Source organism: Bacillus sp. FSL R5-0434 (assembly GCF_038004745.1).
Taxonomy (GTDB): domain Bacteria; phylum Bacillota; class Bacilli; order Bacillales; family Bacillaceae; genus Bacillus; species Bacillus halotolerans.
Window position 1 is genome coordinate 2,936,614 of the sequence record NZ_JBBORV010000001.1, and the last position, 13,569, is coordinate 2,950,182.

12 protein-coding genes are annotated in these 13,569 nt (G+C 45.3%); 5 read left to right on the forward strand and 7 right to left on the reverse strand.

What is annotated here, in order from left to right; genetic code table 11:
* Positions 1–12 precede the first annotated feature (12 nt).
* Positions 13–927 (reverse strand): hypothetical protein, encoded by a 915-nt coding sequence (locus tag NYE43_RS15255; RefSeq protein ID WP_268544589.1) that lies wholly within the window; start codon positions 925–927, stop codon positions 13–15.
* Between the two features lie 23 nt (positions 928–950).
* The gene (gene thpR, locus NYE43_RS15260) at positions 951–1,502 is read right to left on the reverse strand and encodes an RNA 2',3'-cyclic phosphodiesterase (RefSeq protein ID WP_103671680.1); all 552 of its coding nucleotides are present in this window, start codon (positions 1,500–1,502) and stop codon (positions 951–953) included.
* 148 nt (positions 1,503–1,650) lie between these two features.
* Here thpR and cysK point away from each other — a divergent pair, with 148 nt between their 5' ends.
* Entirely contained in the window at positions 1,651–2,586 is a 936-nt protein-coding gene (gene cysK / locus NYE43_RS15265) for a cysteine synthase A (RefSeq protein ID WP_029441392.1), read from the forward strand.
* Positions 2,587–2,619: 33 nt separating this feature from the next.
* Here cysK and pepV read toward each other — a convergent pair whose 3' ends face one another.
* Positions 2,620–4,011, reverse strand: coding sequence for a dipeptidase PepV (gene pepV / locus NYE43_RS15270; protein ID WP_268498592.1), 1,392 nt, complete (start codon positions 4,009–4,011; stop codon positions 2,620–2,622).
* Positions 4,012–4,107: 96 nt separating this feature from the next.
* Here pepV and NYE43_RS15275 point away from each other — a divergent pair, with 96 nt between their 5' ends.
* Positions 4,108–5,406, forward strand: coding sequence for an NCS2 family permease (locus NYE43_RS15275; protein WP_341062188.1), 1,299 nt, complete (start codon positions 4,108–4,110; stop codon positions 5,404–5,406).
* 35 nt (positions 5,407–5,441) lie between these two features.
* Here NYE43_RS15275 and NYE43_RS15280 read toward each other — a convergent pair whose 3' ends face one another.
* Both NYE43_RS15280 and NYE43_RS15285 read right to left on the reverse strand, forming a co-directional pair.
* Positions 5,442–6,599: an ABC transporter permease gene (locus tag NYE43_RS15280; RefSeq protein ID WP_024122537.1), complete on the reverse strand. Its 1,158-nt coding sequence runs from the start codon at positions 6,597–6,599 to the stop codon at positions 5,442–5,444.
* The gene (locus NYE43_RS15285) at positions 6,596–7,306 is read right to left on the reverse strand and encodes an ABC transporter ATP-binding protein (RefSeq protein ID WP_341062189.1); all 711 of its coding nucleotides are present in this window, start codon (positions 7,304–7,306) and stop codon (positions 6,596–6,598) included. The genes NYE43_RS15280 and NYE43_RS15285 overlap by 4 nt, the downstream gene beginning before the upstream one ends.
* Before the next feature lie 287 nt (positions 7,307–7,593).
* Here NYE43_RS15285 and NYE43_RS15290 point away from each other — a divergent pair, with 287 nt between their 5' ends.
* The gene (locus NYE43_RS15290) at positions 7,594–7,815 is read left to right on the forward strand and encodes a DeoR family transcriptional regulator (RefSeq protein ID WP_003152337.1); all 222 of its coding nucleotides are present in this window, start codon (positions 7,594–7,596) and stop codon (positions 7,813–7,815) included.
* Between the two features lie 125 nt (positions 7,816–7,940).
* Here the strand turns inward: NYE43_RS15290 and NYE43_RS15295 are convergent, their stop codons facing one another.
* Entirely contained in the window at positions 7,941–8,660 is a 720-nt protein-coding gene (locus tag NYE43_RS15295) for a pseudouridine synthase (protein ID WP_341062190.1), read from the reverse strand.
* Between the two features lie 65 nt (positions 8,661–8,725).
* Positions 8,726–10,363: a lipid II flippase MurJ gene (murJ, locus tag NYE43_RS15300; RefSeq protein ID WP_024122540.1), complete on the reverse strand. Its 1,638-nt coding sequence runs from the start codon at positions 10,361–10,363 to the stop codon at positions 8,726–8,728.
* A gap of 204 nt (positions 10,364–10,567) precedes the next feature.
* On the opposite strand from murJ, the gene NYE43_RS15305 reads away from it, so the two are divergent.
* Positions 10,568–11,830 carry a BaiN/RdsA family NAD(P)/FAD-dependent oxidoreductase gene (locus NYE43_RS15305; RefSeq protein WP_095714596.1) on the forward strand — a complete coding sequence of 421 codons (1,263 nt, stop codon included), beginning with the start codon at positions 10,568–10,570 and terminating at the stop codon, positions 11,828–11,830.
* A 193-nt stretch (positions 11,831–12,023) separates the two neighbouring features.
* Positions 12,024–13,556 carry a glycine betaine transporter OpuD gene (opuD, locus tag NYE43_RS15310; protein ID WP_024122541.1) on the forward strand — a complete coding sequence of 511 codons (1,533 nt, stop codon included), beginning with the start codon at positions 12,024–12,026 and terminating at the stop codon, positions 13,554–13,556.
* Positions 13,557–13,569: the final 13 nt, after the last annotated feature.

Sequence of the window (13,569 nt, forward strand, 5' to 3'; positions counted from 1 at the left end):
AATCGTTCTGCTTTACTCCAGCCACTCTTGTCTGCGATAGGAGTCTGACAGGCAATAAGACAACAAAGCTTTTGCAGCCTTTAATTGATGATGTTTTATCGGAGCAGTGTTTTTCTTCTGCCTCTCCATCCAGTCCGCCAAGCCCCGTTTGTCCACTATTTCCAGACCGTACGGCGGTTCGGGGTAATCAATGTATGACGTTCTGCTCAGGAGTAATTTCGAGACTGGAATATCAGCGCCTTTTTCCTTTACGATCTTCGACACAACAGATCCCGTCCGAAACAGACTCAACGCCGGATTTAATACCGATTCAGTCTGAGAGCCTGTTTTCTTCTCCCAAAAACGATGTTTAGATCCTATGTACACACTGTCTTCCTCTGCATCTATAAAAGAAACGCAAAAAATGTCAAGAGGTGAAATGATCACTATGCTTAATTCTACTGCCGCCTGCTGAATTTTGAGCACAGGCTTATACATAATAAAATAAGAATCAGGAAGCTGCTGGGCCAGAAAATGCAAAATGCGGTCCTGCTTCACCTGGTTTGACAGATTTGACATCTCGGAAAGAGTAGAGCTTGCCCATTTGAGCTGAAATTCATATAAATGTCTTTTATAAAAGGAAGCAAGCGCCATCCTGCTCTTCGGCAGCCTTACGTTCAGATCGTCTTCTTCCTCAAACCATTGGTGTCTCTCTTCTTGTATATCGGCTTCTATCTCTTCTTTTCTTCTTTTCAATGAAAATTTTTTTCGTTTCTGCACCGGTTCCGGCTGTTCAGCACTGGCTTGTCTTTCTTCATGCTGGCGCTCCGCTGCTTCTAATAATGAAATCCAGCGCTCTTTTTTCAGCCGTATAAACTGATTCATATAATGGTACGGATCAAGTTCATATCTCGATATATAATCATGTATTTTGATGATTTGTGCCATTTTGTTTCTCCACTCCGCATGAATTAAGTTAAATAAAATTTGTATTTTTCCTCATATTTTGGTGATTGATTTAAGTATGTCTGAAAAAGTGAAAATCGTTCAATAGCCGTTGAAACCTCACCGCTTTTAAACGGGACCTGCGCCGGAAATCCCTTTTGGCCTGTCCATTTTCTTGCCAGCGTCATATGGGGATGATACGCTCTCTTTTCCACTTTAAAGCCTGCTTGAAGAACAGCTTGTTTTGTATGCTCCCGCAGTGTTTCGAGCGCCGTATTCTTCTTCGGCTCCAAATGTAACACGCGCGGCTGCCTGCGGTCTCCGAACACATCTATTTTGTCAAACTCAATTGTAAACGGATTGGCATCAACAGCTATCTCGGCAAGCGAGCCTTCAAGCTGCTTGATTTGCGCTTCGTCCGCCGCACCGAGAAAAATTAACGTGATATGGTAGTCAAGCGGGTGCACCCATTTTTGAAACGTGAGCGCCGGCTCGCTTTTCGCAGCCTGGTAAATCGGATTTGCAATTTCTGGCGGAATGGGCACGCCGATGAAATAATGAGGCCGGATATCTGACATCCGTCTGACACTCCCTTCTTTGACTGCTATTATTTTATCAATAAAGAGGCTGCGCGAATAGAGGAACCGCATATGAAAACACTCTCGCGCAACCGTTTATTATGTTAGGATATTATATGACACTTGTTTTATTCAGAAAGGAATGACAATGTTGAAAATCGTTGAAAACACTTCTGATCTTATAGGAGATACACCGCTTGTGAGATTGAATCGGCTTCAGCCGGAAAACGCAGCACAAGTCTATTTAAAACTTGAATTTTTCAATCCAAGCGGCAGTGTGAAAGACAGAGCCGCTTACAATATGATTATAGAAGCAGAACAAAACGGCTTACTCAAGCCTGGCTCAGTTATCATTGAGCCGACCAGCGGAAATACCGGAATCGGACTCGCCATGAATGCGGCGGCCCGCGGCTATAAAGCGATTTTAGTAATGCCGGATACAATGACGAAGGAGCGGATCAACCTTCTCAAAGCCTATGGTGCAGAGGTTGTGTTAACTCCCGGATCGGAAAGAATGCCGGGCAGCATTAAAAAAGCAAAAGAGCTCGCCGAACAAATTCCGAACAGCTTCATTCCGATGCAGTTTGATAATACCGCAAATCCTGACGCGCATCGAAAAACAACTGCTCTTGAAATTGCCCGGGCAATAAAAGAAATCGGAAAACCGCTAGGCGCTTTTGTAGCTTCTTCCGGTACTGGCGGGACCATTACAGGCACCGGTGAAGCGCTAAAAGAACTTTTCCCGGATATTTTGGTTCATGTTGTCGAGCCTGCGGGGTCTCCGGTATTATCAGGCGGAAAACCGGGTGCGCATAAGCTGGTTGGGACAAGCCCAGGCTTCATTCCTCCAGTTTTAAATCAAGATGTATATGATGAAATTATCAAAATCACTGATGAGGATGCTTATACGACAACCAGACGCCTTGCTGCGGAGGAAGGAATTCTCGTCGGGCCTTCTTCAGGCGCTGCCTGCTTCGCGGCGATTGAAGCCGCCAAACGTCTCTCTCCTGATCAAGTCGTTGTCTGTATGACAGCTGATACCGGGGAACGTTATTTATCAACTGATTTATGGTCATTTGTGTAAAAAAAGGACTGGCTTCAGAAGAAGCCGGTCCTTTTATTTTGCAAGTTCGTAGATGGCCTGCGCATATAAAGCAGTCGCTCTGAGGAGATCATCAATTTCAATATATTCATCCTTTTGGTGCGCACTATCGGGACGTCCGGGGAACAGCGGTCCGAATGCGACGCCGGCTTTCAAAGATCTTGCATACGTTCCCCCGCCGATTGAAATTAAATCAGCTTTTTTGCCTAATTGGCCTTCATATACCTTTTGCAGTGTTTTGACTAGCGGATGGTCCGCTGATACGTGATGCGGCTTGCTGTCTTTAAATTCTTCAAGCTCAAATTCAGCGGCGCTTTCAAACGCATCGCGAATCATTTTGCTTTCCGCCGTTACCGGATAGCGGATATTGATTCCGAGCTCGCCTCCTTGCCCTTCTGTATAGCGCAGTGTTCCGGCATTTAATGTCAGCTCTCCGCTAATCTCATCCTCACAGTCAATATTCAGTTTCTTTCCTCTCGTATCATCTGAGAATTTGTCTGTCACGACTTGAACAAAACGCTGTCCGGCTTCATCCAGCTTAGTCTGGCGCAAAAATTCTGCCAGTTTGATGCCGGCATTCACTCCATTGTTCGGTTCCATCGCATGGCAGGAAAGTCCGTGCATGCGCAAGATCAGCTGCCCATTCTCAATCTCAGCTTCACCTTTTTGATCTGTCGCGCGGAGCATGTCTTTAAATGAGGCAAGAACCTCTTCTATATTTGATCCTTTGATAACGGCTTCCGCAGCGTCTGGCACCATGTTTAAGCGGAGGCCTGATGTAAACGAGGCAAGAACTGTTTCTGAAGCGGCTTCGTTTGCGCGGTGCGGTATGAGCAGTGAAGCATCAATAATTCCTTTTTCCGCGTTAATAATCGGGAAATCAGCATCTGGCGCAAAACCGAGAGTCGGCATTTCTTCGTGCTTGAAATAATGCTCCACACATCTCCAATCACTTTCTTCATCTGTTCCGATAATGATTCTGACACGTTTAGAAAGCGGCAGATTCATGTCTTTGACGATTTTCAGCGCGTAGAACGCCGCCATCGTCGGACCTTTGTCGTCAATGGCGCCCCTTGCATAAATCCGCCCGTTTCGGATGTCCGCTGAAAACGGATCACTTGTCCAGCCGTCTCCGGGCGGTACAACATCAACATGGCAAAGAACGCCGACAATGTCTTCACCCTCGCCCCATTCGATATGACCGGCGAACCCGTCAAGATTTTTCACGGAAAATCCTTCTTTTTCTCCAAGCTCAAGCAAAGAGGTCAAGCTGGCATTTACCCCTTCTCCGAATGGTTTGCCGGGCCCGGCTGTTGTTTCGTCCATTACACTGTTGATTCTCAAGAATTCCTGCGTATCGCGAATCAAATCATCTTTTTTTCTGATCACTTCGACTTCCCAGTTCATAATGATCCCCTTTCTGCAATAAATCACTTGCAAAAACTAAATAAAACGAATAATATTAATGGTGTTTTGTTAAAACGTTCGTAATTGGAGGTTACTATGTTTCATCTAAAAGAGCAGCAAACATCGATTAAACAAGAAATCATAGCTGGATTGACGACCTTTTTCACAATGGTCTATATTGTAGTGGTGAATCCGGTCATTTTAGCGAATGCCGGAGTTCCTTTTGACCAGGTCTTTACCGCAACGATTATCGCCTCCATTGTCGGAACGCTGTGGATGGCCCTGGCTGCAAATTATCCGATTGCCATTGCGCCCGGCATGGGCTTAAACGCTTACTTAGCCTATCACGTTGTAGGCGCAAGCGGCGGCGGCATCACCTACGCAACAGCTTTCAGCGCAGTATTCACAGCAGGGGTTCTCTTCATTATTCTATCGTTTACGCCTTTAAGAAAACAACTGATAGAAGCGATTCCAAACAATTTAAAATACGGCATCACAACAGGGATCGGACTTTTTATTGCGTTTATCGGTTTACGGCAGGCGGGAATTATTACGGCTGATAAATCAAATCTGGTCACACTCGGCAACCTTCATTCGCCAGCGGTTATCTTGACGCTGATCGGCTTATTGATCAGTGTGATCCTGATGGTGCTGAATGTAGGCGGAGCGTTATTTATCGGAATGGCAGCTACCGCTTTGATCGCTTTTTTTACCGGCCAGCTGCATTTTCCTAAAGGCTTTATGTCTTTTCCGCATTTGCCTGAGGGATTGATTATTTCAAATCCGTTCTCCGCTTTTGGCGATGTGATCCATCACGGCCTGTACGCTGTCGTCTTTTCATTTCTGCTTGTAACGATTTTTGATACGACCGGTACGATGATCGGTGTGGCCGAGCAAGCCGGATTGATGAAAAACAACAAGCTCCCGAACGCGCGAAAAGCGCTGCTTGCTGATTCAACGGCGACCACAGTCGGTGCTGTTTTCGGAACAAGTCCGACAACCGCGTTTGTCGAGTCTTCAGCTGGCGTCGCAGCCGGGGGAAGAACAGGTCTTACGTCTTTAACTGTCGCGGTATTATTTGCAGCTTCGATGTTTTTCAGTCCGCTTGTCAGCGCCTTATCCGGCATATCCGCCATCACCTCACCGGCTTTGATTATTGTCGGCAGCCTGATGATGGGCTCGGTGTCGAATATTAACTGGAAGGAGATGGACGAGGCATTTCCGGCATTTCTCGTTGTTCTGACCATGCCTCTTACATCAAGCATTTCCACAGGAATTGCGCTTGGCTTTATTTCGTATCCGATTGTGAAAGCAGCACGGGGAAAATGGAGAGACATTCATCCGCTCGTCCTCGCATTTGCCGTTCTGTTTTTCATCCAGCTATTTATTCTATAACATACAGAAAACCCAAACGGCATCCGTTTGGGTTTTTATTTCACCAAAAAAGAGATAGCAGCCGCCAAAAAGCAGCAGGCAACACAAGCATAGTGCAGCGTGTTCACACAGCTTTTTCTGGCCCGGTAATATTCATCACTTTCCTTATCAGCCCCAATTAAGATCGGCGCATCCATCACTTTGTCAAAAATAAGCGAAAGCACATAACGGCAAACACCTGTATAAACCAGCAGCGCAATCACCTTAAGAAAGATAGGGGAAACGACTGTTAAAACCGTAAAAGCCGACAAAAGCATATACAGATGCCTCGCATACTCCCCATTCCTCAGCATGACTTTAAAAAACAATTCTTTATAAATTGTATACATTGTCCGTTTCTTAAATATCCTTTTTGAATTCCGGAATAATAGTGGTTTTCTCCTCATCCTGTCCTTTACTCTCGGCATTCTCACATCTTGGCTCGTCATCATTACAAGACCTGCAAGAGTGAGCCTGATTTTTTTCTCCTCAAGCACCTCTGCCTCAAAAGCCGAAAATGAAGCCGTCTTTTTCAAACTGCGTATGAAAGCAAAAATAAAAAACAAAACACCGGCAAGCGAGAGCAAGTGCCACTCAGTAAAGGTAATCATGAGAAAAGAACACGCCAAAAGCACAGCCTTGAGAAAAAAGTCTGCAATCTGTCTCCAAATAGATCTTGGTTTTCTGACCCTGTCCTGCTTCAAGGATAAAAAGAGCGTATGAAGACCGAAAGCATAGATCAACAGAGCAGCGCTTTCTGGAATAGTGACGCGAACAGAATCAATGATAAAGGGAAGAAAAAGAAAAAAGAGCAACAGCCATTTGGCGAACGTGAACAATAAAGAATACACCAATGCGTATTGTTTCATCTGGCGAATGATCGCTTTCTTTTGCAGCAAAAACACCTGGTCCGCTTCCAGTAAAAAAGTATGGATGGAGCCTGTACAAACAATCAGTATACCGACAGCGTATAACCATCTCCATTCGACTCTCTCAGACCACTCGTAAAGAAGGCCGTTTCCATTCGTCCACTCCACATACTGATAAATCACAAAAGCAAGCGCCGGCAGGACAATGTAGAGCGCAACCGTCCAATCAATGACAGCATGCAGCACCTTAAACTGATATCGGTAAAAATCCAGCCACCTTCGAAAAAAGAGAGAGCGCCCGTTCATGCCTTTCCTCCTTGAATCGCCGTATAAAAACAGTCAAGCAATGACTGCCCGTCTAACCCTGTCTGCTCTTGAATATCTTTTAACGTTCCCTGAAGAAACAAAGAACCTTTATCAATCATGTAAAACCGGTCGCAGATTTTTTCCGCGGTATCAAGTACGTGTGTGCACATGAGAATGCCGGCTCCTCTATCTTTCTCAGCCTTCAGCATGTCCACAAAGCGTTTTGTCGATATCGGGTCAAGGCCGATAAACGGTTCATCAATCACATACATATCAGGCTTAGAAAGAAAGGCCTGAATCAGCATCAGCTTTTGCTGCATGCCCTTCGAAAACGTCACCGGCAGCTCATGCATGACATGATCAAGCGAAAATGTTTCAAGAAGACTTTGGGCCCGGTATTCGAATTCACTCTGACCAATGCCGTGCAAAGTGCTGATCAGGTCGAGATGCTCCCACAGCGTTAATTCCTCATAAAAGGACGGGTGCTCCGGAATATAAGCAAACGAGCAATCATTCCAAGCGATAGTCCCTTTAAAGTCTTGCGAGAGGCCGAGTATCGCCTTGATGGCAGTACTTTTTCCAGCGCCGTTCGCTCCAATCAACCCGACAAGCTCCCCTTCTCTGACTTCCAATAAAACATCGGTGAGCACTTTTTTTCGGTTTGTATACCCTGCTTGCTCTATCGATGCTTCCAACAACATTCTCAATCTCACTCACCCCCTTAATCACATACGAAACAGAATAAAAAAAGTTTCTTTATCCATAATAATATTGTGCTGAAATACATAGTAATCCAACAAGGATGGCGGCCAAACTCAAATTGGAAAAAATTTATCATACTTATTCCTAGATTCACCGCTGCGAAATCGTGTATAATGAAGGCGAATTATTTAAATATTACAGATGTCTGCCTTAGTTGCTATTTCGTACGCAGTTGATAGTCGTGAGTTGTGGTTAGTCAAGTCCATCCGATCTTATGATAGGGAGTGGTTTTTTGAAACCTTCAACAAACCGTATGCTAACTCGAATCAAATCAGTTTACATGTTTATTCAAGAGAAAGGCCTTGTGACAACACAGGAACTGGTTGACGAATTCGGCATTACACCTAGAACGATTCAAAGAGACTTAAATGTGTTAGCATATAATGATCTTGTTCATAGTCCAAGCCGTGGCAAATGGGAGACAACGAGAAAGAAAGTAAAGATTACCTCATAACATTAAAAATTACATAGGGCCGCCCTGTGAGCGGCCTGATAGATACAGGGCGAGAAACGTTCTTAGCCTTGTTTTTGTGTGCTTATATATAATAAAAAATCCCGCATGTGTGATGCGGGATTTTTTCATGCTTGCGGCTCGTTCAGCCTTTCAAGTTCTTCTTCTGTAAGCTCACGGTATTCTCCCGGCTCCAGAGCAGGATCCAAGGATACGCGTCCCATTGAGAGCCGCTTCAGATAAATGACTTCATTGCCGACAGCATTTGCCATCTGTTTGACTTGATGATATTTCCCTTCTGTTATCGTCAGGTATATCACGGTATGCCCTTTATCGTTTACCTTTATTTCTGCTTGTGCCGGCTTTGTTTTGTAGCCGCCTTCAATAAATACCCCAGTCTCTAAGCTGTTGATGTCTTCTGGCGAAATTTGCGACTTTAAGTGGACCTCATACGTTTTCGGAACATGCTTTTTCGGCGATAGCAGCCGGTGAGCGAGCTGACCGTCATTTGTCAGCAGCAGAAATCCTTCTGTATCCTTATCAAGCCGGCCGGCAGGAAACGGCTCGAATCTAAGTTCAGCCGGCGTCAGCAAATCGACCACTGTCTTTTGCCGGCTGTCCTCAGTCGCTGACAGCACGCCCTGCGGTTTATTCATCATGATATAAATAAACTCGCGGTAATCAATCGGCTCGCCATAAACGGTCACCTCCTGCGCATCAGGGTCCACGTGCGCCTTGACATCTTTTGCCGGCTTTCCGTCGACCATGACGGCTCCCGCTTTCACAATCGATTTGACCTCTTTTCTCGAACCATACCCGCTGTTGGCAAGCAGCTTATCTAGTCTCATGCCAATCTCTCCTTCCTATAAAAGAAAGCCCGCATCAAGCGAGCCCTCTGTTTCAACATATTCTGTTAATCAGCGGCATGTCTGCCTTTCTTTAAGAACCCCGGTAAACGGCGGCCGAATATTTTCTGTAAAAACCCTAAACGATAAGCACAATACAGGTAGACAGCTCCGCCGACCACAGCAGCAATCAGCACGACGATCGCAGCATGCAGCTGGCCATCCTCGTAGGAGATGAAAAAGCTTAACACCCACTGGACGATTTTAACGGCTATCGCCATCACTGCTGACAAGAGCAGCATCAGAACGCCCCGTTTCACTAATATTTTATACGAATAGCCGGCATGCCGTTTGATCATGATAAATCCGTATATAAGTGAAGCAGTATACCCGAGTGCCGTAGCTAAAATAGCGCCGTCAGCCTGCATCAGCTTAATCAGCGGGACATTCAGCACAAGTTTGATCACGACACCGATCACAAGACTGGCAACCGCAAATTTTTGCTTATTGATGCCCTGCAATATGGCGGCGTTGACAGTAAACAAAGAGAACAAGATCGCAACTGGCGAATACCAAAACAGGATATCTTTCCCCAATTCAGGATGAAGGCTCTCTGATCCGTAAAAGAACGTGTACACAGGGCCTGCTAATACCGATATACCGACAACAGCCGGAATAATTAAAAACAGGATCGTCTGCATCGACTGGTTGATCTGCTGATTTAACAGCTTGTAGTTTCTGCTTGTAAACGATTCTGTGATCGTCGGAATTAAGGTCAGTCCGAATGCCGTCGCAAGAGAAACCGGGATCATCACGAGCTTCTGCACGTAAAGTGTCAGAATGGCCATCATGTCCTGACTGATAGCTTGATGCCCCGCTTCAATCATGGCTTTGTTAAACGTATTTGTATCAATATAGTTATACAAAGGGATGGCTAGTCCAACAAACACGTAGGGAGCGGCATAGCTGAAGAGCTCGAAAAACATTTTCTTGTAGCTTAAATCTGCTGTCGGCCCCGTATTAGGCATCATCGCCAGCAGATTGCCTTTTCGTTTGTTCCAATAAATATACAATACGATCAGCCCGCCGAAGGCACCGATCAGAGCTGCAAAGGTTGCATAACCGACAGCGATCACAAGGCCGCCGTTTAAGACTTTCAAAATCAAGAAGGTCGCACTCAATAAAAAGATGATGCGGACAATCTGCTCAACAACTTGAGAGACAGCCGTCGGCCCCATCATTTGGTGACCTTGGAAAAATCCGCGCACAAGACTCATAATCGGCACGACTAAAAGCGCTAAGCTGACCATGCGGATGACATATACGACATGATCAATCGTCAAACCGTTATTATCTTTGCCCCCAAGCGATATTTCCGCAAAAAACGGAGCAGATAAATATAGTATAAAAAAGGCAATCATTCCCGTTACAAGCATAACCGACATGCCCGCCTTCAGCATTTTTCTGCTTGTTTCATAATCCCCTTTGGAATTATATTTGGAAACAAATTTAGAAACGGCGGCTGGAAAGCCCATTGTGGCAATGTTCAAAAATAAAGTGTATTGATTGTATCCGTATTGAAATAACGCACCGCCTGTCGCTCCGACCATGATGCTGAAAGGAATTAAATAAACCATTCCCAGTATCCGTGAAATATATGTACCGAGCGTTAACACAAACGTGCCTCTTAACAGTTTGCTTGACATGTTTCTTCATCACCATTTTCTACGAAGATTCAACTTTTCTATTTTAACACAACTGGGCATATAGACGGTAATAAATACAAAAGCAATCTCAGGAACAATGCAAGTTTGCGGCAAAATACGTTTAAGCAGAACCTGTCTTTCGCTATAATAGTACTGCGGACAGCGTTCCGCACACGAAATGTAAAAAGAAAGTTGATGATAAAGATGAAGCAGTATGACGTAATTGTAATCGGCGGAGGCCCTTCAGGTCTGATGGCTGCCATTGCAGCCGGAGAACAGGGTGCTGATGTTTTGTTAATAGATAAAGGAAATAAGTTAGGCCGTAAACTTGCCATATCCGGAGGCGGCCGCTGCAATGTGACAAACCGCCTTCCTGTCGAAGAAATTATTAAGCACATCCCCGGCAACGGCCGTTTTTTATACAGTGCGTTTTCTGAATTTAATAATGAAGATATTATCAAGTTTTTTGAAAATCTCGGGATCAAATTGAAGGAAGAGGATCACGGCCGGATGTTTCCAGTGACAGACAAAGCGCAAAGTGTTGTCGACGCCCTGTTAAACAGGCTGAAACAGCTGCGTGTGACGATCAGAACGAACGAAAAAATCAAATCTGTTACATATGAAGATGGACATACGGCAGGCATTGTGACGAATAATGGCGAAGTGATTCATAGTCAGGCAGTCATTATCGCGGTTGGCGGAAAAAGCGTTCCCCATACCGGCAGCACGGGTGATGGCTATGAATGGGCCGAAGCCGCAGGCCACACAATAACAGAGCTGTTCCCGACAGAGGTGCCCGTCACATCTGCCGAGCCGTTTATTAAGAAAAAAACACTGCAGGGTTTATCGCTCAGAGGTGTCGCCGTCAGTGTATTAAACAAAAAAGGCAAAGCCATTATCACACATAAGATGGACATGCTGTTTACTCATTTCGGCCTCTCAGGCCCCGCCATACTCAGGTGCAGCCAGTTTATCGTGAAAGAGCTGAAAAAACAGCCGGAAGTGCCCGTCAGAATTGATTTGTTTCCGGATATCAATGAAGAAACGCTATTCCAAAAGATGCACAAGGAGCTGAAAGACGCGCCGAAAAAAGCGTTAAAAAATGTGCTGAAGCCTTGGATGCAGGAGCGCTACCTTCTTTTCCTGCTTGAAAAAAACGGCATTTCACCGAACATATCATTTTCTGAGCTGCCGAAGGAGCCTTTCAGACAATTTGTCAAAGACTGCAAGCAATTTACCGTTCTCGCAAACGGCACGCTGTCTCTAGACAAAGCGTTTGTCACAGGAGGCGGTGTATCGGTGAAGGAGATTGACCCGAAAAAGATGGCGTCTAAAAAAATGGACGGCCTGTATTTTTGCGGCGAAATCTTAGATATCCACGGTTATACAGGCGGATACAATATCACATCTGCGCTCGTCACAGGCAGACTCGCCGGACTGAATGCCGGACGCTTTTCCCGTACGTAAACATTAGACTTTTCAAACTCTTACAGCATGCCGGGCATTTGAAAATTTCCCGCAAAAATGTTAGGGTGAGATTTGTTTTGTTTCACCTGATTGCGGGGTAATTTACAGGAAGGAATGATCTGCCATCGTACGACCATACTAAGCCTGCGAGGAAGATATAGGCGTACACAAAAAAGTCAGAGGGTGAGAATGTTTGAAGAATATATCTAGTGTATTTTGGATTGTGATTGTCATCACAGCCGCAGCCGTTTTGTGGGGCGTTATTTCTCCTGACAGCCTGCAAAACGTGTCTCAATCGGCACAATCGTTTATAACAGATTCATTTGGTTGGTATTATCTATTAGTTGTCTCTTTGTTTGTCGGGTTCTGTCTCTTTTTAATTGTCAGCCCGATTGGAAAAATTAAACTGGGGAAACCGGATGAAAAACCGGAATTCGGGTTATTATCTTGGTTTGCCATGCTGTTCAGTGCAGGCATGGGAATCGGCTTAGTATTCTATGGTGCGGCTGAACCGATCAGCCATTACGCAATTAGCTCTCCATCAGGTGAAACAGAAACCCCCCAAGCCTTCAGAGATGCGCTCCGGTACACGTTTTTCCACTGGGGACTGCACGCTTGGGCCATTTATGCCGTCGTGGCATTATGTATCGCATATTTTCAATTCCGCAAAGACGCGCCTGGATTAATCAGCAGCACACTGACTCCGATTCTCGGCGATAAAGTAAACGGCCCGATCGGTAAACTGATTGACTGTATCGCTGTTTTCGCTACAGTTGTCGGCGTTGCAACGAGTCTGGGGATCGGCGCAACTCAAATTAACGGCGGATTGAATTACCTATTCGGAATTCCGAATCATTTTATCGTTCAATTGATTTTGATTGTTATTGTAACAGTGCTCTTTTTACTATCGGCTTGGAGCGGACTCGGAAAAGGCATTAAGTATTTAAGCAACACAAATATGGTGCTAGCCGGATTGCTGATGCTGTTTATGCTGGTTGTCGGACCTACCGTTTTGATCATGAACTCACTTACAGATTCAATTGGGCAGTATATTCAAAACATTGTTCAAATGAGCTTCAGACTGGCGCCGAACGATCCAGGCAAACGTGAATGGATCAACGGCTGGACGATTTTCTATTGGGCATGGTGGATTTCCTGGTCTCCATTTGTCGGCATTTTCATCGCTCGTGTATCCCGAGGCCGGACAATCCGTGAATTTTTGATCGGCGTCCTGGTGGCACCATGTATTTTGGCTTTCCTATGGTTCTCCATTTTCGGTGTTTCCGCGATGGACCTTCAGCAAAAAGGTATCTTTAATGTGGCGAAGCAGTCTTCCGAAACGATGCTGTTCGGAACACTGGATCACTATCCGCTGACAATGATCACGTCTATCCTGGCATTGATCCTGATCGCCGTGTTCTTTATTACATCAGCTGATTCAGCGACATTTGTCCTTGGTATGCAGACGACATACGGTTCATTAAACCCGGCTAACTCAGTCAAACTCAGCTGGGGCATCATTCAGTCTGCTATGGCAGCTGCGCTCTTGTATTCCGGCGGACTTGCCGCTTTGCAAAACACAGCGATTCTGGCGGCACTGCCATTTTCAATTGTTATCCTGCTCATGATTGCTGCCCTTTATAAAGCATTGGCAAGAGAACGAAAAGAAATCAGAGCAGCAGAGAAATTCCAGAAACCAAGAAGCCCAAGAGTGAAAAAGGCTTAACCATAAAAAAGAT

Excerpts from the sequence above, each read along its gene's own strand:
- NYE43_RS15255 (WP_268544589.1), bottom strand. The coding sequence starts at position 927 with ATGGCACAAATCATCAAAATACATGATTATATATCGAGATATGAACTT.
- thpR (WP_103671680.1), bottom strand. The coding sequence starts at position 1,502 with ATGTCAGATATCCGGCCTCATTATTTCATCGGCGTGCCCATTCCGCCA.
- cysK (WP_029441392.1), top strand. The coding sequence starts at position 1,651 with ATGTTGAAAATCGTTGAAAACACTTCTGATCTTATAGGAGATACACCG.
- pepV (WP_268498592.1), bottom strand. The coding sequence starts at position 4,011 with ATGAACTGGGAAGTCGAAGTGATCAGAAAAAAAGATGATTTGATTCGC.
- NYE43_RS15275 (WP_341062188.1), top strand. The coding sequence starts at position 4,108 with ATGTTTCATCTAAAAGAGCAGCAAACATCGATTAAACAAGAAATCATA.
- NYE43_RS15280 (WP_024122537.1), bottom strand. The coding sequence starts at position 6,599 with ATGAACGGGCGCTCTCTCTTTTTTCGAAGGTGGCTGGATTTTTACCGA.
- NYE43_RS15295 (WP_341062190.1), bottom strand. The coding sequence starts at position 8,660 with ATGAGACTAGATAAGCTGCTTGCCAACAGCGGGTATGGTTCGAGAAAA.
- murJ (WP_024122540.1), bottom strand. The coding sequence starts at position 10,363 with ATGTCAAGCAAACTGTTAAGAGGCACGTTTGTGTTAACGCTCGGTACA.
- NYE43_RS15305 (WP_095714596.1), top strand. The coding sequence starts at position 10,568 with ATGAAGCAGTATGACGTAATTGTAATCGGCGGAGGCCCTTCAGGTCTG.